This window comes from Massilibacteroides vaginae (genome assembly GCF_900178525.1).
Lineage (GTDB): Bacteria > Bacteroidota > Bacteroidia > Bacteroidales > Tannerellaceae > Massilibacteroides > Massilibacteroides vaginae.
Map to the genome: position 1 here is coordinate 307,285 of NZ_FXDJ01000008.1, position 23,263 is coordinate 330,547.

Consider the following 23,263-nt stretch of genomic DNA (forward strand, 5'->3'; position numbering starts at 1 on the left):
ATTTTGAGCTGAAATTTAATAATTGCTATACAGGTAACGCTTAATACTTTTTTTAGGTGTTTTTTCAAATTCTGTAGGGTAAAGTTGAATGGCGGATACCGATTCATAAGACGCAAGCATTTTGTTTAGCTCTGCTTTATTAAGCTCCATCATTTCCGGCAAATTCGAATGTGCTATACCGGCACTGTCTACCGCATCATAGTCCGGATATACGAGGGCAACCAATTTGCCGTTTCTTTCAACAACTACACTTTCAAGCACATAAGGCAGATTGTTTAGTTTGGATTCGATTTCTTCCGGATAAATATTCTGACCACTTGCTCCAAGAATCATGGTTTTGCTTCGTCCACGAATAAAAATACGTTTCTCTTCGTCTATGGTGCCCAAATCGCCGGTGCAAAGCCAGCCATCTTTCGTAAATACGGCAGCCGTGGCTGTTTTGTTCTTATAATAACCTTTCATCACATTTTCACCACGCACCTGAATTTCACCAACAATATTATAGGGATCTTCAGAGTCTATCCTGACATCCATAATGTCTTTCAAAACGTGTCCGCATGAGCCGGGCACAAAGTGTTTATTATTGCTGTAACTAACCAGCGGACCGCATTCGGTCATTCCATAGCCAATAGTAAAAGGAAATTTAATCTTATAAAGGAAATCTACTACCTCCTGGTTCATTGCCGCCCCTCCTACAATTACTTCCCGGAATTGTCCGCCAAAAGATTCAGTCAGTCCCTTTCTGATCTTTTCATAGATGCGCTTATCGATAAAAGGAATAGTCAATGCAAGCTTTAAACCCTTTTGATTCAGCCTCGGAAGAATCATTTTTTTATATATTTTCTCCAAAATCAACGGCACGGTGATTATCAGATTAGGTCTGATCTCTTCAAAAGCTTTGAGCAATATTTTGGGAGAAGGAACTTTGCCGAGCATATATACATGCGCTCCAACGGCCATAGGCACAAGAAAGTTGAAGGCGCAGCTATAGGCGTGCGCTAAAGGAAGAAAACATAGGATGTTATCTTTCTGATACATCAGATCCAACGTTTTCGAATAGGTTACATTTCCTGCCAGGTTATTGCCCGTCAGCATTACTCCTTTGCTAAAGCCCGTTGTTCCGGAGGTGTAATTTAAAAGAACTACTTCGTCATTCGATTGATCTACATAATGAATATCTACGGTAGAAAATCCGTATGGATACCGTTCCTTCATTTTTTCATCCAACGATTTCGTTAGCTTAGTAATATAATCGTCATTTCTTTCATAAGTGCAACTGAAATCAGAAATGGCAAATACGGCTTTTAGCCCATTCATCTTTTCTTCTTCCAGTGTATCCCAAATACGATGTGTAACGAAAAGAAGTACGGATTCGGAGTGATTAATGATGTGATGTACGTCATTCGGACTAAAATCCTGTAGAATGGGAACGATAACCGCACCATAGGTCATAACCGCCATATATATAATACACCAATGAGCCGAGTCTTTTCCGATCAGCGCAATTTTATCTCCTTTCTTAATATCGGCTTCCTCAAAGACAATATGTAAACGCGCAATTTTATCGGCTACCTGTCCAAAAGTGAAGGTATTATTCTTACTGTAGTCTGTCAAGGCGGGCAATGCCCAGTTTTCCTTGAAACTCTCTTCATATAACTTTATAAAGTTCTCTTTTATCATAGCACAAAACGATGAATAATGAGCAAAAATACATAGTAGTAGGCAGATATACAATTAAACAAAGTATTAACTTCTCGGTTTTATGTAACTTTGCAACCAAATTTTTATAATTAGATGATAGATACTACCGTTTTTGAAAATAAGATAGCGGCATATTATACACTTGGTTGTAAACTGAATTTCGCAGAAACCTCCACTATTGGAAAGATGTTGGCCGGTAAAGGAATAAGAAAAGCCCGAGCCGGAGAGAAAGCACATATCTGCGTAGTCAATACTTGTTCTGTAACAGAACTTGCCGATAAAAAATGCCGTCAGGCAATCCGTAAAATAAACAAACAACACCCCGACGCCTTTGTTGTTGTAACCGGCTGTTATGCTCAGTTAAAACCCGAAGAGGTGGCAGGTATAGAAGGTGTTGATCTTGTTTTAGGTGCCGAACAGAAATTGGATATACTTGAACACCTGGAGAATCTGGATAAGAAAACATCCGGTGGAACAATCGTTACTTCTAAAACCAAAGATATTCGTTTGTTCACTCCTTCGTGTTCATCGGATGATCGTACGCGTCATTTCCTGAAGGTTCAGGATGGTTGTGATTATTTTTGTTCGTTCTGTACAATTCCTTTTGCCCGCGGTCGCAGTCGCAATGGCACAATTGCGAGCATGATCGAACAAGCTGAAGATGTTGTACGAAAGGGAGGTAAGGAAATTGTTCTCACAGGAGTTAATATAGGTGATTTCGGACGAAGTACCGGAGAGTCATTCCTGAACCTTATTAAAGCACTCGATAACGTAGAAGGAATCGAACGATACCGGATATCGTCCATAGAGCCCAATCTGATTACAGATGAGGCAATCGACTTTGTTGCCGGCAGTAAGCGATTCGCTCCTCACTTTCATATTCCGCTGCAAAGCGGTAGCGATGAAGTATTAAAACTCATGCGCCGCCGTTATGACACGGAATTGTTCCGACATAAAGTAGAAAAGATTAAAGCAGTTATTCCAAACGCTTTTATCGGAGTAGACGTAATTGTAGGTACTCGCGGAGAAACCGACGAATATTTTGAACAGGCTTATCAGTTTATAAAGAGCCTGGATATATCTCAGCTACACGTTTTCAGCTATTCTGAACGCCCGGGTACTCAAGCGCTTAAAATAGACTATGCCGTCGATGCAAAAACAAAGCACGAAAGAAGTCAGCGCTTACTGGATCTGTCTGATCAGAAACTACAAAACTTCTATGATCAATATATAGGTCAACAAGCTGTTGTATTGTTTGAGCATACACGAAAGGGTGAATTAATGCACGGTTTCACGGAAAATTACATTAAAGTAGAAATGCCTTATGAAGGTTCGCTGATTAATAAGCCTGAAAAGGTTATATTAGGCGACTGGAACGAGGATAAATCGGCGCTTAACGGATCGTTAATATAAATAATAATGTGGACTAAAATAGAATATTCCCTGTTGTTCGCATGGACTAAAATCCATGCGATACTTCCTATGAAAGTACTCTATCTGCTTTCGGACATATTATATGTTTTGATTTATAAAATCGCTCATTACAGGGTTTACGTAACAAGAGCAAACCTAAAAGCGTCTTTTCCGGAAATGACCGAAGAGGAACGGCTTAAACTGGAACAACGTTTTTATCATCATTTTTCTGATTACATTGTTGAAACAATCAAATTAGGGCATATATCCAAAGAGGAAGTGAAGAGCAGGGCTATTCTGAATAATCCGGAATTAATAGACAAATTAATGGACGACGGGCATCCTTGCGTGATTCTATTAATGGGGCATTATGGGAACTGGGAATGGTTCACGTCATCGAAATCCTTTTTTAAAGACGCGAAGATATATCAAGTCTACCGCCCATTGAAGGATAAAGCCTTTGACAAGCTCTTTGTTTATTTACGTTCGCGTTTTGGATCCCAAGGCATAAAGAAGAATGATACTATCCGTGATGTTATTACACTAAGCAAAAACAAGACGCGTTCTTGTGTGATCTTAATTTCCGATCAGACACCCAGTAAAGCAAACCTACATTACTGGACAAATTTCTTAAATCAGGATAGTGGTATGCTAACCGGTGCTGAAAGAATAGCCCGAAAATTAAATCTGCCGGTAGTATTTACAGACACAAAGAAAACATCTCGCGGATATTATACGGTAGATTTTAAATTGATAACTGATAAACCTCAGGAAACACCCGAATTCTGGATCACGGAACAATACACGCGTATGATGGAGGAATGTATTCTTCGAGATCCGGCTTACTGGTTGTGGACTCATAAACGCTGGAAACACAAAAGGGAAACAGAATGAAAGAAGTTGCGGTAGTGATCTTAAACTGGAACGGAAAGGCGCTGATGGAAGAGTTTCTTCCTTCTGTAATAGCTTATACTCCGACAGATAAAGCAGATATAGTGGTAGCAGACAACGGATCCACAGATGATTCGGTAGAGATGTTGAAAGCAAAGTTTCCCGAGGTACAACTTATTTTGTTGGATAAGAACTACGGATTTGCCGAAGGGTATAATCAGGCATTGAAACATATTGACAATAAATATACCGTACTGTTAAACAGCGATGTGGAAGTAACTCCCGGATGGATAGATGCTCCGCTCAATGTTATGAATGATCAACCCGAGATTGCTGCTGTTCAACCCAAGATACTGGCGCAAAGGAATAAGAAGTATTTTGAATACGCGGGTGCTTGTGGTGGTTTTATGGATCGATACGGCTATCCCTATTGTCGCGGACGGGTATTGCATGCGATAGAAGAAGATCGGGGTCAATACGATATGCCTGTTGATATTCTTTGGGCTACAGGAGCTTGCCATTTTGTACGTACGGAGGTTTATAAGAAAGAGGGAGGACTCGACGGACGGTTCTTTGCTCATCAGGAAGAGGTGGATTTCTGTTGGAGACTTCGTTGTCGCGGATACCGTTTGATTTGTACGCCTGATTCGGTTGTGTATCATGTTGGCGGAGCTACACTAAGTGTGGAAAGTCCGCATAAAACCTATCTTAACTTTCGTAATAACTTGCTTATGGTTTATAAGAATCTGGGCGAAGCAGATCTTGAACACGTGATGCGAACGCGCTTTTTCTTGGATTACCTGGCCGCATTAAAATTTCTGCTGACCGGACATTTTAAGAATGCAAAGGCTATTTATAAAGCACGGCAGGATTTCTTCGAATTAAAAGAAAGCTACCTGCCTATACGAAAGGAAAATCTTCAAAAAACAGTTTTATCCCCTATCCCGGAATTATCACGCAAAAGCCTGATTGTTTCTTTCTATCTGAAAGGAAAACGCAAATACTCGGATATGTAATGAATCAGTTCAGGGAACCAATCCGATAATATCCCAAAGCGAATCTACGGTATAAAAACGAGAACTGATAATCGGTTCGTCTACTCTTTCATGTTCCCATGTTGTATGGTAAGGCACATACACGGCATAACTTCCCAATGCTAACGGAGGCAAAATGTCTGATCTCAAAGAATTGCCAATCATCATAAACTCTTCGGGCAAAACATCAATATGGCGAAGAAGTTTTCCATATTCACGTGATGTTTTATCACTCATGATCTCTACATGATGAAACAAGTGCTCTAAACCGGAAAAAGCCAACTTACGTTCTTGGTCAAGCAAATCTCCCTTCGTAACTAAGATTAGTTCGTAGCGGCCTACCAACGCGTTCAGCGTTTCTTCAACACCTTCCAATAGCTCTACAGGCTGCAATAATTGCTGTTTGCCTAAGCGAATTATCTGATCAATTACAGAAGCCGGCAGGTTTCCTCCGGCTATTTTGTGTGCGGTTTCGATTACAGACAGGATAAAAGCTTTCACACCGTATCCGTAAAGCGCCATATTGGCCATTTCTGTACGATACAACTCGGCTTCAATCGTTTTTTCATCAGCAAATTCGGCCAAAAGTTTATAGAATTGTTGCTCAGTTTCTCTGAAAAACACTTCGTTTACCCACAATGTATCATCGGCATCAAAACCAATCTTCTTTATACCTTCAATCATCAAACTTGTTGTAATATATCAATCAATACAGGCCTTAGCCCACTTACAAAACATTCAATCGCGATTACCATCAATATAAGCCCCATCAAACGCATCATTACGTTATTTCCTGTTTCTCCTAACACTTTCAGTATGCGTGTGGATGCCCTGAGTATAAGGAATGAAAGTAAATAAACCAATGCGATCGATCCGACAAGTATTGCTTTCATTGAAATATCTTCCGCGTCTTCCATCAAAAGGATAGCATTCGCAATCGCTCCGGGACCACAAAGCATGGGTATGGCAAACGGAGTTACGGATATATCATTCGCATAGGTTTTAATCTCTTCATCCTTTAGTTTTATTTTCGCAATTCGCGCCTGAAGCATATCATAACCGATCACAAAAATAATTATTCCTCCTGCCATACGCAATCCGTTTGTTGATATGCCGAAGAAACGGAATAGCAACTGCCCTGTAAAAGCAAACACAACCAATGTAACAAAGGCAACGAAAGTGGCCCGCTTTACAACTGCCTGACGCTCTTTTTCCGACATTCCCGTGGTCATGGTAAGGAATACCGGCATAGTGCCTAAAGGATTGGTAAGTGTGAAAAATGAAGTAAAACATAATAAAGCAAAAGGTACCAATGTCTCCATATACGTATATTAATAAGTTTGACGAACAATCACGGAAGCACTCTGAATCTCGCCTTCAATGGGAGGATTCAGTTTTGACACTTTAAGCTCAATAGCCGAAAGTTGCGGAAAAGTTCTTTTCAAAGCATTAAGTGTTCGGCCGGCTACATGTTCAAGCAGATTGGAGGGAATGAGCATCTCCGATTTAATAACCTCGTAGATCAGGGCATAATTAATCGTATCGTCTAAGTGGTCACTATCCATCGCACGCTGAAGTGGTACAGTCAACAATGCGTCGACAACAAATTGATTACCAACAATCCGCTCTTGCTCCATCACGCCATGATAGGCGTAAAATTTGATATTTTTTAGTTCAATACTGGTTGTCATTTTTCTAAATTTAGGTGTAAAAGTAGCGAAAAGTAGGACATTCAGCCAAAATATAGTTCTATATTTGCAGCATGCTAAAATTAAAGGTACTATGATCAGAAACAAAAACAATCCGGAAGCAATAGTAGGAGGACTTCACAACACATTAGCCATTGGTACTAAAGTTAAAGGAGATATCATTTTAGATATTGATTTTAGATTAGACGGATGCATTGAAGGCAATATAAAATGTGGGGCAAAAATTGTAGTAGGTCCGAAAGCCCAGGTAAACGGAAATATTGAATCGGTCAATGCTGAAATTGCAGGGACTCTGGCGGGAACTATCCGGGCAAGTGAGAAATTAATTGTAAAGTCTACCGCAGACATTACCGGAGATATCTTTACTAAAATTCTTGAGATCGAGCCAAACGCTAAGGTGAACGGATCTTGCAACATGTCGGCAGACGCAGTAAAGAAATAAACGGAGAGCAGGAAGAAAATCCGGTTGGCAGTTACCCCGGTCTGAACGATTTTAACATTTCAATTTCACGCTTAATTGGAAGTTGATTTTTTTGCATCCTTTATAAAAAAAAATATATCCTTTATTTTTCAGAATATATCCTTTATTTTTCAAGAAATAACCTTTATGTTTTTGCACTATTCTAAAGGATTGATTTTCAACACCTATGAAAGCGATCGTATTCTTGAATAATTTACCCGATTTTAACTTAAAATGGGGGATAAATCACAAGATTTAATGATCTTAATCATCCCCTCTTTTTTCTGTATCCAAGAATCGCGATCGCATTGAAAAACACAGCAAATCCGCAAACAATAAGCAGGTGGTCTGCTATATCTGTTAAATAACTCCCTTTTAAGTAAATCATCCGCATAACTTCTACAAAATAGCGGATGGGATTAAATAATGTAATTGTCTGAGCCCACTGAGGCATACTGCTAATAGGCGTAAACAATCCGCTTAGCAATGCGAATATCATCGCGCAAAAGAACATGGTAAACATGGCCTGTTGCTGTGTAGTTGATATGGCGGAAACAGCCAGTCCGAGCCCGGTAAGCGCAATCAGATAGATAGCCGCGAACAAATAAATGGTAAGTATGTTGCCAACCGGTACAAACCCATAAATAACCCAGGCAGTCAACATGCCGAAAGCGAGAAGAATGAGTCCGATAATCCAGAATGGCACTAATTTAGACAACAGGAAAATGCTTTTTGGAACGGGCGTTACATTAATCTGTTCGATCGTACCTTTTTCTTTTTCCGCGACAATGTTTAGCGCGGAAAGAAATCCGCCTATTAACGTGAGTAGAAAAGCCATAATCCCCGGCACCATGTACGCCTTATAATCCAAATGGTGATTAAATAAATGAGTACTTTTTATCTGAACAGGCGCAGTTGCGGTAGACAATGTTTGTTCCAGATTATACTGTCTGATTATCGAAGCGAGATACGAAGAACCCAGTCCGGCTTTTGTTCCATTCACCGCGTTTGCGGTAATAGAAACCGTAACGCTTCCCTCCTGCCCTAAATCCTTTTCCATAGCCAAGGGATACTCAAAAATTATATCCGCATTGTTGTTTTCCATAAACGGCAACGCGTTTTCATAACTACTCTCTAAAGCAGTAAGCCGGAAATAGCCTGAAGATATTATTTTGTCGGTCAACTGAGCAGTCACCACCGAGCGATCATTATCTACAATTGCCAGGTTTACATTCTTCATTTCGAAGTTTGCGGCAAACGGAAGGATGATCAACTGAATAACAGGCATGAGCACTATCAAACGTGGCATTAATGAATCACGACCGATCTGTTTAAATTCCTTTTCCAATAAAAGGCGTAGTATTCTTATGTTATTCATAATCTATTCCAACCGGATTTTAAAACGTTTTACACTCAACACAATAAGTCCTACAACCATAGCGAAAAGAATGGTTATCTCCGGCAGAATATCCAGCACACCCAATCCTTTTATCATCACATCGCGCAGAGCCACAATATACCAGCGTGCAGGTATTACATTGGAAATGAGTTGTAATATCCAAGGCATGTTTTCTATCGGAAACATCATGCCGCTGAGCAGTATAACGGGGAGCATTAATACCATGGCGCAAATCAACATTGCTCCCTTCTGCGTGCTAACCACTGTAGATACGAAGAGTCCCAGACAAAGTGCTACCAGCGCATAGAGTAATGACAGCATGATAACGAGCATAAGGCTTCCTCTTATCGGCACTTCCAACAGGAAGTAAGACAACAACAGTATCGTCAAAATATTAACTAAGCTGATCAGCAAATAAGGAGCTGCCTTGGCCAGAATAATATAGATGGGCTTAAGCGGAGAAACCAAAAGCACCTCCATACTTCCGTATTCTTTCTCGCGCACAATCCCGACCGAAGTCATGATGGAACAAATCAGGATCAAAATCATGCCCATCACTCCGGGCACAAAATTATAAGCATCCTTCATCTGTGGGTTATAAAGCAAACGGACCACGGGTGTAATGCCGCCGGTTGTTTGCAGGGCACCTTCGCTCAACTCCGTATTAATAATCGCTGTAGCATACTCGATTAATGAAGTTGCTTCGTTGGGCGAAGAGGCGTCTACTAAAAGCTGAACCTCCGACCCGTTTCCTACATTTTCCGCAAAGCCGGTAGGAAAAACCACCGCTATCTTTATTTTATCCTTTCTGAAAAGCCTGTCGATTTCCTCATAATCGGCAGCCTGTTTGTAAAAGTCAAAGTACTCATTCGATATTAATCGGTCTGTTATGCGTTGTGTAAGTAAATCATGACCATGATCCAGCACAACAAGACCGGAGCTTTTGATCTCTGTGGAGATGGCATAGCCAAACAACACCACAAGTACCACAGGGATAACAATCATAATAATAGTTGTTCTTAAATCCCTGAAAATATGATAGAATTCTTTTTTCAAAAAAGATAAAAACTGTTTCATGTCTTTATTCCCCTCTTTGTGCCTTACGGGCTAATGAATAGAACACCTCGTCCATACTTGACGAATTAAATTTCCTTTTTAACGCTTTAGGAGAGTCCAGTGCGTCGATTCGCCCATCTACCATGATCGACACACGATCGCAGTATTCCGCTTCGTCCATATAGTGTGTGGTTACGAACACGGTAATTCCACGTTCGGCAGCCTGATAGATCAGTTCCCAGAACTGACGACGCGTTACGGGATCGACACCTCCTGTGGGTTCGTCCAGAAAAACAATTTGCGGATCATGTACAACTGCCACGGAAAAAGCCAACTTCTGCTTCCATCCCAATGGCAGCGAATCAACCAGCGCATCCCGTCTATCTTCCATCTGAAGGGTAAACAGCATCTCGTCGGTTTTCTCTTTCAATTGCTTATCAGACAATCCATAAATCCCTCCGAAGAGTCGGATATTCTCCCATACTTTCAAATCGCCATAAAGCGAAAACTTCTGACTCATGTAGCCTATATGCCGCTTGATTTGTTCAGTTCCCTTGTAGATGTCAAAACCGGCAACACGGGCTTGTCCGGAAGTAGGTTGAGATAATCCGCAAAGAATTCTCATCGCGGTTGTTTTCCCCGCTCCGTTAGCACCGAGAAAACCGAAAATTTCCCCTTTTTTCACTTCAAAGCTGATTTTATCTACAGCCGTGAAATTGCCGAAACGTTTGGTTAGTTTATCTGCTTCAATCACATTCATAATTCATCCTCCCTATAGTTCATAAAGACATCTTCCACTGCCGGTTGCAATGGTTTAATCTGTATTTCCCGATGCCCTTTACTTACAAGATAAGCCATAAGCATAGCAGTATCCTGTGCTTCATCTTTGAAAATCACATGATGCTGATCGCCAAACGCATGACAGGAATAGGTTCCTTCAAAGCTTCTGATATCCAACAGCAAGCGATACATATCTGTGGCACAAACCGACCATAGTTTATGCGGAAAGGATGCACAAATAGCATCCGGCGTATCCATACGCAAACAAACCCCGTCTCGCATTAAAGCAATACGATCGCACCGGGAGGCCTCGTCCATATAGGGAGTAGATACAAGAATCGTTATTCCTTGCTCTTTTATTCGAAATAAAATATCCCAGAACTCTTTACGGGAAACAGGGTCTACACCGGTAGTGGGCTCATCTAAAAACAACACACGTGGGCGGTGTATCAACGCGCAACATAACGCCAGCTTTTGCTTCATCCCTCCGGACAGTTTGCCGGCACGTCGTTTGGCGAAAGGTTCTAACTGCACATATATATCCCGTATCAGTTCATAGTTATCTTCGATCTTTGTTTTAAACACAGTAGCAAAAAATTGCAGGTTTTCTTCTACGGATAAATCCTGATACAAAGAAAATCTACCCGGCATATATCCGGAAATACGTCTGATTTCCTGCCAGTCTTTTCGCACGTCCATTCCGCATACTTTAGCATCCCCTTTGTCTGCCAGCAAAAGCGTTGTAAGAATGCGAAACAACGTTGTTTTTCCGGCACCATCCGGTCCGATAAGTCCGAACAATTCTCCGGAACGGATACGAAGAGACACATCCCTGACAGCGGTTATGTCTCCGTAAGACTTGGCGATATTTCTTACCTCTATGCTATTCATCAGAATATTACTTCACCGTATTGACCAATTTTAAGGTAACCATCATTCTTTACTGCTATTTTAACAGCATAAACCAAGTTGGCACGTTCATTCTTGGTCTGCACACCTTTGGGGGTAAACTCAGACTTATCCGAAACCCAAGTTACAGTGCCTTTATATTCACGCTGTTCGTCTTTTCCAAAATCAGAGTACACAGAAACAGACTGTCCGTTTTTCACCTGAGAAAGCTGATCGGCAGTGATGTAAGCGCGGAGATATAACAAATCAGTATCCGCTATTTTATAAAGCGGCTTTCCGGCAGCGGTCACCTCTCCTGCTTCGGCATATTTCACTAATACAGTTCCCGTTAAAGGATTCCGTATTTTGCATTTTGCTATCATGTCGTCTAATCCCATCACCTGAAAAACAAGTCCTTCCGCTTCGGCATCTGCTTTACCGAATGTTTTATCTAAAGAAGACTTATGCGCGTCTAATTGCTTACGCAGAAGAGCTATCTGATTCACAATATCATCCAACTGTTTCTGATTGCCGGCTTTCGCCTTAACTAAGTTTTCCATTCGGCGACCTTCTGATTCCGCTGTAGCGATTTGTTGCTCCAGTGCAGCTATTTGTTTACGGATATCCGGTTTTGCGATATCTACCGCCCGAAGCCCAGCACGTAGTTGCTCCTTTTTATAATAGAGCTGCATACTATCCACACAACCTACCTCTTTACCGGCATCCAAACGATCACCCTCTTGCATATCCAACCTAAGTATCTTGCCGGAAGCCTCAGAAGAAACAAGTATTTCGGTCGCTTCAAACGCACCTGTCGCATCGTATTTTTCACTATTTTCACCACAGGAATTAAACATAAACAAGGCTGCAACAGCCGGATAAATCAACGTTTTCATACGATTATTCATTATTCGTTATATACATTAACTGATAAACAGCCATTAAATGCTGGGTTTGATGAATTACAGCAGCCTGTCGCGCCATATCTTCGGCATTGATCTCACGGATAAGATCGGATACAGCTATCACGCCGTTTTCTAACTTTACCTCGGCTGCCTGTTTTACATTCGTTCGCAATCGAATGATTTCTCCATCCGATTCGCTTAGACGAGCTAACTTTTGTATCTCTTCATTTTGGTTGATCAGTTGCATTTGTGTATTGAAAAGGAAGGTTTCACGGCTAACGTCAATCTTTCGACGTGCTACTTCCACTTTCCTGCGGTCATTCTTTATCGTATAAAGATGCCCTAAGTTCCAGTTCATTCGGATGCCGGCTATATAGAACGGATTAAACTCGTCTTCAAGCATATTTAATCCCGGACGACCATACCCTGCTTGTACAAAAGCTCCGAAGCGTGGCATCAGACCTGCCGTAATTGCTTTATTCTGCGATTCTACATACGAGCTTTGTGCCTGAAACGCGGCTAATTCCGGACGATTAATCACACCGGACAATCGGGCAATAGGAAGCTCAGGCTTCACTAATTCCAGCTGTTCCGGATCGTTTTGTCCGGTGAAATAAGAAAGCATGCGCATATATGCAATACGCGATGTTTTAATCTCTGTTTCACGCTGACGCGCGTTGAGAAGTTCTACTTGCAACAAATCCTTATCCGATTCATTAGCCACTCCATTTGCGATCATGGCTTGTATACGGTCCAGATTGATCTGCAATTCCTTTTGAAGCAAACGGTTTTGCAACAACAGGTCATCATTCAATAAAGCACCGAAATAAAGTTGGTTAACCCTTTCCTTCAGCACGTATAATTCACTTTGCAGCTGCTTTCTGTTCGCCTCTGCTTCCGCTTTGGTTAATAATCTTCCGGAGCTTATGGCTCCCCCATCCCAAATAGTTTGTGTTAATTCGGCAGCTACCTGATACTGGTCTTTACTCAATGAAGGCATTGATAAATCAGCAGACAATTTACTTAAGTCAATCGGCAGCTTGGTTACAGCACTTTGGTAAGTAGCTTTGGCTGTTAAGCTTAATTGAGGAAGCCAAGACTTTCCGGCGTTAGACAAATTATAATTTTCCGCCTGATCTATCAGTCCATACTGACGGATCTGAGGGTAGTTATCTCCGGCCCACTGATAACATTGAGCAAGCGTAACCCGCTGTTGCGCTCCACCTACGACAGGAAGAAAAAGTATCAATAGAAACAAATAAGATTTCATTGTACGTTGATTTACTTTATATGATTTGGATTAAGTAATTTCTCTACAATACCATATACGAACTCTGTTCTACGATCCAGAAAAGCCTCAAACGCCTCTTCTTTTCCTTCAAGAAAGATTTCCGTTAATGGACGACGAATAAGAAATGGAAAAATCACAAGACTAACGAATGTCGACACCAGATCAACAATTGGCATCTTACGTAAATTGCCTTTCTCCATCTCGTTTTCAACAAATTGCCTTAATTTAATAACAGGCATTATCCGTACGGGATCTTTAATTACAGCCCGATACAAGTGCTGCGGATCACGCTGAAATTCGTTTATTACAAAAAGCGGCATAGATCTGTTTTCCCTAATCGTTTGCATATATAACCTGATGATCTTTTTTATTTTATCCTGATATGGAGTCGCTTCATCTACAATCTGGGCAATATTGGGCAATATCATGCCCAGCAGTTGATCTAATATGGCTTCAAATAAAATTTCCTTTGTACGGAAGTAATAATTCAAAGAAGTTCTTCCAATACCGGCCTCGTTGGCAATGTCGCCCATTGTTGCCGCCTCAAAACCTTTTTTGATAAAAATCTGTCTTGCAGCGTCTAAAATACGAACTTCTACTTCTTTATTATCCTCTTGTTTCATAATGTTTTTTTTATTTCATCATTCATGTCTGACATATCTGTTTGACACAGTTGTCAAATGTATGTTTTTTTTCTATTCGTTATTCACAGACGATTAACAAATAACATAATTTAACTATTTATACATTATTGGGTAATCTTTGAAAAAAGTGTCACGTTGTATATTTATTATCTTTGACGGCAAAATCAAAATAGTGTCTAATTAAAAAAAGTCTTTCTTCATGAAAAAAATAATCATTACATCTTTAATTGTTCTTAGTATAGGCTCAATTTCTTGCAAAAAAGCCGGAAACAATACATCGGCTGTAGAATCAGTAAACGTAGAAACTCCGCCCCCACCCAGTATGGAAGCCACTTCAGACGATCGGGGCTATATTGTCAATATTGGCGATCAGGCTCCCGATTTTACAATTGAATATTTAGACGGAACGAGCAAAAAGCTATCCGAGTTAAAGGGCAAGTTAGTGATGATTCAGTTTACAGCCAGTTGGTGTGGCGTTTGTCGTAAAGAAATGCCTTTCATTGAAAAAGACATCTGGACTAAGCACCAAAACAATCCTAATTTTGCATTGATTGGTATTGACCTGAAAGAAGATAAAGAAACGACAGCAAAGTTTGCCGAAACAATGAAGGTTACTTACCCCTTGACATTAGATACCGATGGATCGATATTTGCCATGTACACGGCTCCAAAAGCAGGCGTTACCCGCAATATCATTATCGATAAAGAAGGAAAAATCGTTCTGTTAACCCGTTTGTTCGAAATGGAAGAGTTTAACGAGATGACGAAATTTATTGACAACTATCTCAGCACGAACTTCTAAACAAATAGTTCAGGGCGATCTCTCAAATCCGGTCGGTCGCAAATTTATGCCGTTTTTTCGATGCCTTTTAAGTTAAAATTCAGCTAAAAGTGATCGAAAAAACGGCATTTTAATTTGCATTGAAAATCAGACCATTAGAGTAGTGTAAAAACATAAAGGTTATTTTTCAAAAAATAAAGGATATTTTCTGAAAAATAAAGGATATATTTTTTTTTATAAAGGATGCAAAAAAATCAACTTCCAATTAAGCGTGAAATTGAAATGTTAAAATTATGCCGGGTAAGTTCATCACCGGACAATTCAACGGGTTAGCATTTTTAACGTATCTATTAGAGAATGAAATTCTTTAATCCGGATCAAAACCAATTGTAAAATTCCATATTATAACACGAATCATTCAAATTAGGGGTTGTAGGGGTTAATTAATTTGTATATTTGTTATCATGAAAAACATTTTAAAACATATAAAAAATGGCAAATGACGGATTGATTGAAACTGTAATTAGTAAAGCTAAGGTGTGGCTTACAGAGAGCTACGATGAAGAAACGCGCGCGCAGGTTCAGGCAATGCTTGATAACGACGACAAAACCGAGTTGATAGAAGCATTCTATAAAGACCTGGAGTTCGGAACAGGCGGACTAAGGGGTATCATGGGAACTGGTTCAAACAGAATGAACATTTATACTGTAGGTGCAGCAACTCAAGGTCTTTCCAATTACTTAAAAAAAGAATTTGAACATTTAGATGAAATAAAGGTCGTGATCGGTCACGACTGCCGGAATAACAGTCGGAAATTCGCTGAAATATCGGCAGACATTTTCTCGGCAAATGGAATTAAAGTGTATCTTTTTGAAGATCTTCGCCCTACCCCGGAAATTTCATATACCATCCGTAAGTTTGGCTGTCAAAGTGGTATCATTCTTACCGCCTCTCACAATCCGAAAGAATACAACGGCTACAAGGCTTATTGGGATGATGGCGCGCAAATGATCGCTCCTCACGACAAAAACACAATTGCCGAAGTCAATAAAATCAGAAATGCTTCTGAAATCAAATTTAAAGGAAAAAAGAGCCTGATCGAAATTATCGGAAAGGAAGTAGACGAACAATACATTCAGGATCTTACCACCATATCGCTTTCACAAGATGCCATTAAGCGTCATCACGACATGAAGATTGTTTACACCCCGATTCACGGCACAGGTGTACACATGGTTCCCGCAGCGTTGAGGGCCTACGGGTTTACCAATATAATTAATGTGCCCGAACAGGATGTGATCAGCGGAAACTTCCCCACTGTAATCTCTCCTAACCCCGAAGAACCGGCAGCCTTAGCTTTAGCTGTAGCGAAAGCGAAAGAAACGGATGCGGAATTAGTATTGGCCACAGACCCTGACGGTGACCGTGTAGGTGCTGCTGTGAAAAACGAAAGTGGTGAGTGGGTGCTTCTCAACGGAAATCAGACGGCTTTGTTGTTTGTTTATTACCTGATCACGCGTTGGAAAGAGTTGGGAAAAATTACCGGTAAGGAATATATCGTTAAAACGATTGTTTCGACGGAAACGATTCGTTCAATCGCCGAAAAAAACGGAGTGGAAATGTATGACGTTTATACCGGCTTTAAATGGATTGCCGACATAATGAGAAAAAATGAAGGCAAAAAAACATATATCGGAGGTGGCGAAGAGAGCTACGGTTTCCTTTGCGAAGACTTTGTCAGAGACAAAGATGCTGTTTCGTCTTGCACAATTTTAGCCGAAATGGCTGCCTGGGCAAAAGATCAGGGCTTATCGCTTTATCAGCTACTTTTACAGATTTATGTAAAATACGGATACTCTAAAGAAGAAGGAATTTCCGTTGTTAAAAAAGGAAAGAGCGGAGCAGAAGAAATCGAAGCGATGATGAAACATTTCCGCGAAAACCCACCAACGGAAATAGCCGGATCAAAAGTAACCCTGCTTCATGATTTCGCATCGTTAAAAGGTTATAGCTTTACCGACAATGAAACCATAACATTAGATATGCCAACCACATCTAATGTGTTGCAATACTTTACGGAAGATAGAACAAAAGTATCGATCAGACCTTCCGGAACAGAACCCAAAATTAAATTCTATTGCGAAGTTCATCTACCGATAAAGGGATTGGAAGATATCCCCGAAGCGGAAAAAGAAGCAACAGAAAAGATTAACCGGATCAAGGAATCTTTGGGTATCTGAACAAGCCTATAAAATTAAATTTTTGCTTGTTTTACAACAGTTTAGAAAGGGATTATCATGAATTGGTGATCCCTTTTTTCTTATCAACAGTTTTTTCGCTTCACGGCGAATATCCGTATTTGGCTTTAATATATTTTATATTACTTTTGTATAATCACTAATCAGCAATATAATTAAAGGTGGACACAAGGATAAAATTGCGAGTACAAGGTCTGACAAACAGCCAGGTACAATCAGGAGCCTATGCATTAGTATTAGCGGAAGATAACGGATTAAGAAGAGTGCCGATTATTGTTGGTACGGCAGAAGCTCAATCTATTGCTTTCGCGTTAGAGCAAATTACTCCTCCCCGACCGTTAACGCACGATCTGTTTACAAAACTGCTGCAGACAGTAAATTTAAAACTGGCGGAAGTTTTCATTTATAAATTTGACGAGGGAGTGTTTTATTCCGAATTAGTCATTGAAAACGGCAGCGAACAATTACGGATCGACTCTCGAACTTCTGATGCTATTGCTATTGCCTTACGCATGAATTGTGCTATTTATACAACGGAAGGAATAGTAAGGGAATGTGGCGTAATTCTTGATGAAGATACCGAAACCGACACGGCCGCAGAAGAAGAGCAAAAGCTTGAACCAAGTGATTTGGCAGATGAAAAAAAGCTAAATGAATGGCTATCTCTCATCCCCGTGGGTGAACTACAGGAAAGGTTGGACGAAGCAATTGCGTCGGAAAACTATGAATACGCTAAATTATATAGAGATGAACAAGACCGCAGAGAACAGGAGGGGCTCAATAAATGATTAACGAAACAACAACCGGCTTTAGTTTTGACACATTATTAAGAGGAATTTTAGGAATTTGTATTATTATAGCAGCTGCTTATTTGTTTAGTAAAGACAGAAAGCGAATAGACTGGAAATTAGTCGGCACAGGGTTAATTCTTCAGCTTCTTTTTGCCTTAGCGGTTATTTATGTGCCATTTGTAGGCGCGTTCTTTGAGCTATTGGGAAAAGTATTTATCCGCTTGATGGACTTTACACAAGCCGGAATTAATTTTCTTCTTGGCCCCTACGCTTCAAAAGCGGGTGGCTTTGTTTTCCTTATTCACTCATTACCTGTGGTAATCTTCTTTTCAGCTCTTGTGTCTCTGTTCTATCACTGGGGAATTATTCAACGCCTTGTACAGGGATTGTCGTGGTTGTTGAGAAGAATTCTGAACATCTCGGGAGCCGAAGGATTAGTTGCTTCCGGCAACTTGTTTTTAGGAATGACCGAAGCCCCGGTATTAATCAAAAACTATATTCCGTCCATGAACCGCTCTGAAGTATTCCTGATCATGGTAACAGGTATGGCCACTATCGCAGGTTCACTGATGGGTACGTATATAGGATTGCTTTCTGGTGACGACCCCGTTCAACGCCTATTCTTTGCGAAACACCTGATTTCGGCCACAGCCATGGCTATTCCCGGAGCAATCGTTATTTCAAAGATGATCTATCCGCAAACCGAAGAAGTTGTAGATCAATTTGTGGATACCGAAAAAAATAATTCAAAGTCAACAGCATTAGAATCAATCTCCGCCGGTACAAGCATTGGTGTAAAACTTATGACGAATATCGCGGCTATGCTACTTGTTTTTATTGCTTTGATCGCAATGGCAAATTATATTCTTGACAACCTGATAGGCCATTATACCGGGCTTAATGACTGGATTGTGGAAATAACGAACGGTAAAAGTACAGGGCTTACGTTTCAGTTTATTATCGGTGTGGTAATGGCGCCGTTTATGTGGTTGGTAGGTATTCCTACCGGCGATATGATGCTTGTCGGATCATTACTTGGCCAGAAAACCATACTGAATGAATTTGTTGCTTTTGTACAATTTCAGGAATGGAAAGAAGCCGGTTTATTTATATCTCAGAAATCAATTATTATGACTACCTATATTTTATGTGGTTTTGCCAATATCTCATCCATCGGTATTCTGATCGGTGGTATCGGTGTGTTGGCACCCGACAAAAAAGGGATGATCACCCGCTTAGGCCCGTATGCCATGGTAGGTGGAACAATGGTCTCTGTTCTTTCGGCCACACTTGTAGGGATGATTTTAGGATAATTATGCAACTATTTTATACACCGGACATACATTCAAACCCGGAACTACCGGAAGACGAGGCGCGTCATTGTATTCGTGTGCTTCGTCTGGGAGAAGGGGAAGAGATAAATCTTACGGATGGAAAGGGCAGTTTCTATAAAGCCATAATCGAACAGGCCAATCCGAAGCATTGCCTTATTTCCATAAAAGAAACAATACAACAGCCGGCATTATGGCCGTTTCAGCTGCACATAGCTGTTGCGCCAACAAAAAACATCGACCGTATGGAGTGGTTTGCCGAAAAAGCCACCGAGATAGGTATTGATGCTATCACCTGCTTGAATTGCCGCTATTCCGAACGCAAAGAATTAAAGAAAGAACGCGTAGAGAAAATCCTGATCAGTGCCATGAAGCAATCTCTTAAGGCTACGCTGCCTAAGCTTACAGGCATGACGGATTTTAAAGCGTTTATCAAACAGCCTTTTGAGGGCAAGAAGTTTATTGCCCATTGTGAAGAAGGAGAAAAGCCCCTGCTTAAGCAAGTGTGCCAACCGGGTGATAATGTGCTTATTCTGATTGGGCCTGAAGGAGATTTCAGCCCGGAAGAAATAAAGCTGGCGAATGAAGCCGGCTTTACAGCTATATCTTTAGGAGAAAGTCGGCTGCGCACAGAAACAGCCGCTTTGGTTGCTTGTCAGACTGTTCACTTCATCAACCAATGAGTTATGAAAGATTTTGCGGCTATCGACTTCGAAACAGCCAATCAATACCCAACCAGCATTTGCAGCATTGGTATTGTTATAGTGCGAAATGACGAAATTGTAGACCGCATTTATAGCATTGTACAGCCCGAACCCAATTATTATACCTATTGGAACACGCGCGTACATGGAATCACCCGGGCCGATACAGAAAATGCTCCGGTTTTTCCTTTCGTTTGGAAAGAAATCGAATCTCGCATAGAAGGGTTGCCGTTAGTCGCTCATAATAAAGCATTCGACGAGGGCTGTCTGAAAGCGATTTTTCGCACCTATTGCATGGATTATCCTGACTATGAATTCTTCTGCACCCTTCAATCGGCCAAGCGAATTATCAAGCATCTCCCAAATTATCAATTGCAAACAGTCGCCGCTTACTGCGGTTATCATTTAGACCATCATCACCACGCGCTTGCAGATGCGGAAGCTTGCGCTTGGATTGCAAAAGAGATTATCTGACAATATTTCATAAATCATCTATATGTTTTTTTACATTTGTATATTATAATTTAGTATCAATAACTTGTTCGTGTGGATACAATCCGGGTAAATAAAATAATTGACGATTTACGCGATGGTAATCGTGAAGCATTTAATGAATTTTTCTGCTTCTACTACCCTCGTCTTCTTTCCTATACCACCTCTATAGTCGAAGAAGAAATTGCTGAAGACATTACTCAGGATGTGTTTCTGTATATATGGGAAAACAGGAAGAGGCTCGTTCCCGGAAAAGGATTTCACTCCTATTTATTTCAAGCTGCTTACACGAAATGTCTGGATTATTTGAAGAGAACACAATCTTCCGACAAATACAATGCGCATGTGATGCTTGAACACGCCCGATTGTATGGCGAATTGATCAACGAGAAAAACACCGTTTTGGAAGAGTTATATTCAAAAGATTTTTACAAACAACTTTACACACTTCTGGAACAAATCCCGCCTCAAAGACGTGAAGTTTTCATTCTTGCCTATATACAAGGCATGAAAACAAAAGAAATAGCCGAACTACTTGAACTACCCCAACGAACGGTAGAAAGCCACATTTATTTAACGTTGAAATATCTGAAAGGAAAAATGACAGCAAAAGATTTCTTTATTTTCTGTCAAATTCTATCAATTTCTCCTGATCTGGCTTCTCTTTTCTAACCGATAGTTTGATATGTTTTGCTATTAAAACATATCAAACATAAATATATTACATTTTTTAACACTACCCAATAACAAAGAAAACCAGACACTTATAAAAAACATGCATTTTATATAGTAATATATATTTGCATTTTAAATAAAAACATCTACTTTTGCACCCGGGTAAGTCCTATACGGCATGCTCCCTCGGAATCCCCCAGGGCTTGACCGCAGCAAGGGTACTTGGTTGTAGCGGCGCGATGTAGTAAGCTTACCCACCTGCCTCTTTAGCTCAGTTGGCCAGAGCACGTGATTTGTAATCTCGGGGTCGTTGGTTCGAATCCGACAAGAGGCTCAAAAAAAAGAGACTATCTATTTAAGATGGTCTCTTTTTTTTGCTCACTTTGAAGGGTCAAGTGGAAAATCCGGGTCAAGTGAAAAATCGGGTCAAGTGGAAAATCCGGTTGGTAGAACTATTTCAAGCAAACAATTTTGTTAGTCTAAATATAAAGAATGGAATATCTCTTACCCCTCTAAACTGTGACCTGAAAGCCTTAATTTTAGCATTAAAAGATTCTGCAGACGCATTGGTTGAACGATTATCGAAATAATTACAGATTATACCGTAATTGTTTTGCATCGTGTCAATTACACTTCTGAAGAACTTCAGGTTGAGTTTTTCTACTTTGTCATACTATTTAGCCAGTCGAGTTAGTCCTATTTGTTTATCGCTTGTTGTATTGTATATTTGGGTTAACTCCATGGATACCTGATAGGCCTCTTCAATAGCTGGATATTCTCGGAATAATATCCTTGCTCTCTTCTCTTGGCTATAAGTCCATTTACTGAAGTGTTTCATTACCACATGTCTACTTCTGGCTAATAGCTGCTTGCGGGTATCTCCATTTTCAAAAACATGGGGTATATGTTTACGTTTTTCTTCCTTGGCTAACAGGATTTCTTTATTCTCTAAATCAATAGCTTGCCAACGATAATCTACTCTGAGGTCACTGATGGCTTCATTCATTAATCGTTGAACATGAAATCTGTCGGCAACCAACGTTGCTCTGGGAAAGGTCTTCTTAGCTATCAGACGCATAGTGGGGGATAAATCAAGAGTAATTTCTTTTACTTTCAGCCGTAAGGATCGGGGAAGCTTCTCTAATGCGGAAATGACATCCTCTGACTTGGTTCCCTGTATCATAGCTACTAAAGTTCCTTGCTTTCCATGACCTTCCTTATTGGTTACAATCGTGTAAAGTTCACCTTGGGAAAGACAAGTTTCATCTATACTTAAATAGGGACCTAAATTCTGCTTATATAAAATATAAGGATAATAATGGTTCTTCTCCCAATAACGGAAGTTGCTGATATGTTCTTTGTATTGATAACCTAAGTTAGTACCATCTACATTGTAACAAGAAGCAATAGATTTGATACTTACCGCACTACTTTCTATTTGATTCTTTTAAAAAAGCGACGAATTCCTTCGTCAAACGGGTTCCTTCATAGTTGATATCGAACTGTCTGCTTATGATCTCTTCTGTATCCTTATTCAGCCATTTACGTCTGCGAAGATGTAAGTAAACTGCTTTCCCTTTTACCGGAAAGTCCTGGACAGTACTGTAGTCCGTAAAGCCGTAAGAAATTAAAGCGTCTGGTTCTCCCTCGGGCATAAGTTTCTTTTCACTTAAATAAACATCAATACGAGAAGAGTCTTGAGAATACTTTTCCAACTCGAAATGGTCGAAAAGCCACGAAGGCAAGAATAAGCGGAGAATATCTTCGGAACTAAGCATCGTTTTTATTTACAAAGATAGTTCTACCAACCGGATTTTCCACTTGACCCCTTTTTTTTGCTCACTTTGAAGGAACGGGTTTGACGGATCAGTGTAAATTTTAAATATGTTAACAAAAAAAACCGCTCAAATCAACTAAAGCGTTGAATTTAAGCGGTTTGTTTATGGTGATCAGGCTGGGATTCGAACCCAGGACCCACAGCTTAGAAGGCTGTTGCTCTATCCAGCTGAGCTACCCGACCGTCCTTGAATTGTGGTGCAAAGGTATATCTTTTATTTTA

Annotated in this window: 23 protein-coding genes, 2 tRNA genes and 1 pseudogene; 12 read left to right on the plus strand and 14 right to left on the minus strand. The window is 40.4% G+C overall.

Annotated features, from left to right (window positions below; genetic code table 11):
- Positions 1 to 15: 15 nt before the first annotated feature.
- Positions 16 to 1,680, minus strand: coding sequence for an AMP-binding protein (locus tag B9Y81_RS06620; protein WP_085536212.1), 1,665 nt, complete (start codon positions 1,678 to 1,680; stop codon positions 16 to 18).
- 114 nt (positions 1,681 to 1,794) lie between these two features.
- On the opposite strand from B9Y81_RS06620, the gene mtaB reads away from it, so the two are divergent.
- Genes mtaB through B9Y81_RS06635 form a run of 3 tightly spaced genes read left to right on the plus strand, consistent with a single transcriptional unit; the run spans position 1,795 to position 5,021 of the window.
- Complete coding sequence (gene mtaB / locus B9Y81_RS06625; RefSeq protein WP_085536213.1) at positions 1,795 to 3,114, plus strand: tRNA (N(6)-L-threonylcarbamoyladenosine(37)-C(2))-methylthiotransferase MtaB; 1,320 nt, start codon at positions 1,795 to 1,797, stop codon at positions 3,112 to 3,114.
- A 6-nt stretch (positions 3,115 to 3,120) separates the two neighbouring features.
- Positions 3,121 to 4,008, plus strand: coding sequence for a lysophospholipid acyltransferase family protein (locus tag B9Y81_RS06630; RefSeq protein ID WP_085536214.1), 888 nt, complete (start codon positions 3,121 to 3,123; stop codon positions 4,006 to 4,008).
- Positions 4,005 to 5,021, plus strand: coding sequence for a glycosyltransferase family 2 protein (locus B9Y81_RS06635; RefSeq protein WP_085536215.1), 1,017 nt, complete (start codon positions 4,005 to 4,007; stop codon positions 5,019 to 5,021). Before B9Y81_RS06630 ends, B9Y81_RS06635 begins: the two co-directional genes overlap by 4 nt.
- Positions 5,022 to 5,030: 9 nt before the next feature.
- Here the strand turns inward: B9Y81_RS06635 and B9Y81_RS06640 are convergent, their stop codons facing one another.
- From B9Y81_RS06640 to folB, 3 genes are read right to left on the minus strand one after another with little or no spacing between them, the layout of a single operon-like run.
- Positions 5,031 to 5,723 (minus strand): HAD family hydrolase, encoded by a 693-nt coding sequence (locus tag B9Y81_RS06640; protein WP_245832415.1) that lies wholly within the window; start codon positions 5,721 to 5,723, stop codon positions 5,031 to 5,033.
- Positions 5,723 to 6,361 carry a MarC family protein gene (locus tag B9Y81_RS06645; RefSeq protein ID WP_085536216.1) on the minus strand — a complete coding sequence of 213 codons (639 nt, stop codon included), beginning with the start codon at positions 6,359 to 6,361 and terminating at the stop codon, positions 5,723 to 5,725. The genes B9Y81_RS06640 and B9Y81_RS06645 overlap by 1 nt, the downstream gene beginning before the upstream one ends.
- A gap of 9 nt (positions 6,362 to 6,370) precedes the next feature.
- The gene (folB, locus tag B9Y81_RS06650) at positions 6,371 to 6,730 is read right to left on the minus strand and encodes a dihydroneopterin aldolase (RefSeq protein WP_085536217.1); all 360 of its coding nucleotides are present in this window, start codon (positions 6,728 to 6,730) and stop codon (positions 6,371 to 6,373) included.
- Positions 6,731 to 6,821: 91 nt separating this feature from the next.
- Between folB and B9Y81_RS06655 the strand changes: the two genes are divergently transcribed.
- Positions 6,822 to 7,190, plus strand: a complete 369-nt coding sequence (locus B9Y81_RS06655; RefSeq protein WP_085536218.1) for a bactofilin family protein — start codon at positions 6,822 to 6,824, stop codon at positions 7,188 to 7,190.
- 286 nt (positions 7,191 to 7,476) lie between these two features.
- Here B9Y81_RS06655 and B9Y81_RS06660 read toward each other — a convergent pair whose 3' ends face one another.
- The 7 genes from B9Y81_RS06660 to B9Y81_RS06690 are packed head-to-tail and all read right to left on the minus strand — an operon-like array spanning position 7,477 to position 14,150.
- Positions 7,477 to 8,571: an ABC transporter permease gene (locus tag B9Y81_RS06660; RefSeq protein WP_085536552.1), complete on the minus strand. Its 1,095-nt coding sequence runs from the start codon at positions 8,569 to 8,571 to the stop codon at positions 7,477 to 7,479.
- An 18-nt stretch (positions 8,572 to 8,589) separates the two neighbouring features.
- Positions 8,590 to 9,684 (minus strand): ABC transporter permease, encoded by a 1,095-nt coding sequence (locus tag B9Y81_RS06665; protein ID WP_085536219.1) that lies wholly within the window; start codon positions 9,682 to 9,684, stop codon positions 8,590 to 8,592.
- Between the two features lie 4 nt (positions 9,685 to 9,688).
- A complete protein-coding gene (locus tag B9Y81_RS06670) occupies positions 9,689 to 10,423 on the minus strand; it encodes an ABC transporter ATP-binding protein (RefSeq protein ID WP_085536220.1) in 735 nt (244 codons plus the stop codon).
- Positions 10,420 to 11,334 (minus strand): ABC transporter ATP-binding protein, encoded by a 915-nt coding sequence (locus B9Y81_RS06675; RefSeq protein WP_085536221.1) that lies wholly within the window; start codon positions 11,332 to 11,334, stop codon positions 10,420 to 10,422. Before B9Y81_RS06675 ends, B9Y81_RS06670 begins: the two co-directional genes overlap by 4 nt.
- A complete protein-coding gene (locus tag B9Y81_RS06680) occupies positions 11,334 to 12,188 on the minus strand; it encodes an HlyD family secretion protein (RefSeq protein ID WP_394335434.1) in 855 nt (284 codons plus the stop codon). Before B9Y81_RS06680 ends, B9Y81_RS06675 begins: the two co-directional genes overlap by 1 nt.
- A 43-nt stretch (positions 12,189 to 12,231) precedes the next feature.
- A complete protein-coding gene (locus B9Y81_RS06685; RefSeq protein WP_085536222.1) occupies positions 12,232 to 13,506 on the minus strand; it encodes a TolC family protein in 1,275 nt (424 codons plus the stop codon).
- A gap of 11 nt (positions 13,507 to 13,517) precedes the next feature.
- Positions 13,518 to 14,150, minus strand: a complete 633-nt coding sequence (locus B9Y81_RS06690) for a TetR/AcrR family transcriptional regulator (protein WP_085536223.1) — start codon at positions 14,148 to 14,150, stop codon at positions 13,518 to 13,520.
- Positions 14,151 to 14,370: 220 nt separating this feature from the next.
- Here B9Y81_RS06690 and B9Y81_RS06695 point away from each other — a divergent pair, with 220 nt between their 5' ends.
- The 8 genes from B9Y81_RS06695 (at position 14,371) to B9Y81_RS06730 (ending at position 21,538) form a co-directional block, all read left to right on the plus strand.
- Complete coding sequence (locus B9Y81_RS06695) at positions 14,371 to 14,973, plus strand: TlpA family protein disulfide reductase (protein ID WP_085536224.1); 603 nt, start codon at positions 14,371 to 14,373, stop codon at positions 14,971 to 14,973.
- Positions 14,974 to 15,444: 471 nt separating this feature from the next.
- Positions 15,445 to 17,193 (plus strand): phospho-sugar mutase, encoded by a 1,749-nt coding sequence (locus tag B9Y81_RS06700; protein ID WP_085536225.1) that lies wholly within the window; start codon positions 15,445 to 15,447, stop codon positions 17,191 to 17,193.
- Between the two features lie 179 nt (positions 17,194 to 17,372).
- A complete protein-coding gene (locus B9Y81_RS06705; protein ID WP_085536226.1) occupies positions 17,373 to 17,999 on the plus strand; it encodes a bifunctional nuclease family protein in 627 nt (208 codons plus the stop codon).
- Entirely contained in the window at positions 17,996 to 19,315 is a 1,320-nt protein-coding gene (locus B9Y81_RS06710; RefSeq protein WP_085536227.1) for a NupC/NupG family nucleoside CNT transporter, read from the plus strand. The genes B9Y81_RS06705 and B9Y81_RS06710 overlap by 4 nt, the downstream gene beginning before the upstream one ends.
- 2 nt (positions 19,316 to 19,317) lie before the next feature.
- Positions 19,318 to 20,016, plus strand: coding sequence for a 16S rRNA (uracil(1498)-N(3))-methyltransferase (locus B9Y81_RS06715; RefSeq protein ID WP_085536228.1), 699 nt, complete (start codon positions 19,318 to 19,320; stop codon positions 20,014 to 20,016).
- 3 nt (positions 20,017 to 20,019) lie between these two features.
- The gene (locus B9Y81_RS06720; RefSeq protein WP_085536229.1) at positions 20,020 to 20,511 is read left to right on the plus strand and encodes a 3'-5' exonuclease; all 492 of its coding nucleotides are present in this window, start codon (positions 20,020 to 20,022) and stop codon (positions 20,509 to 20,511) included.
- A gap of 72 nt (positions 20,512 to 20,583) precedes the next feature.
- A complete protein-coding gene (locus B9Y81_RS06725; protein WP_245832416.1) occupies positions 20,584 to 21,201 on the plus strand; it encodes an RNA polymerase sigma-70 factor in 618 nt (205 codons plus the stop codon).
- Positions 21,202 to 21,464: 263 nt separating this feature from the next.
- Positions 21,465 to 21,538, plus strand: a tRNA-Thr gene (locus B9Y81_RS06730).
- 123 nt (positions 21,539 to 21,661) lie between these two features.
- Here B9Y81_RS06730 and B9Y81_RS06735 read toward each other — a convergent pair.
- From B9Y81_RS06735 to B9Y81_RS06745, 3 genes and pseudogenes are all read right to left on the minus strand, one after another.
- Positions 21,662 to 22,642, minus strand: a pseudogene (locus B9Y81_RS06735) (ISAon1 family transposase).
- Complete coding sequence (locus B9Y81_RS06740) at positions 22,632 to 22,982, minus strand: ISAon1 family transposase N-terminal region protein (RefSeq protein ID WP_085536230.1); 351 nt, start codon at positions 22,980 to 22,982, stop codon at positions 22,632 to 22,634. Before B9Y81_RS06740 ends, B9Y81_RS06735 begins: the two are co-directional and overlap by 11 nt.
- Before the next feature lie 165 nt (positions 22,983 to 23,147).
- Positions 23,148 to 23,224 (minus strand) — tRNA-Arg (locus B9Y81_RS06745).
- Between the last annotated feature and the right edge of the window lie 39 nt (positions 23,225 to 23,263).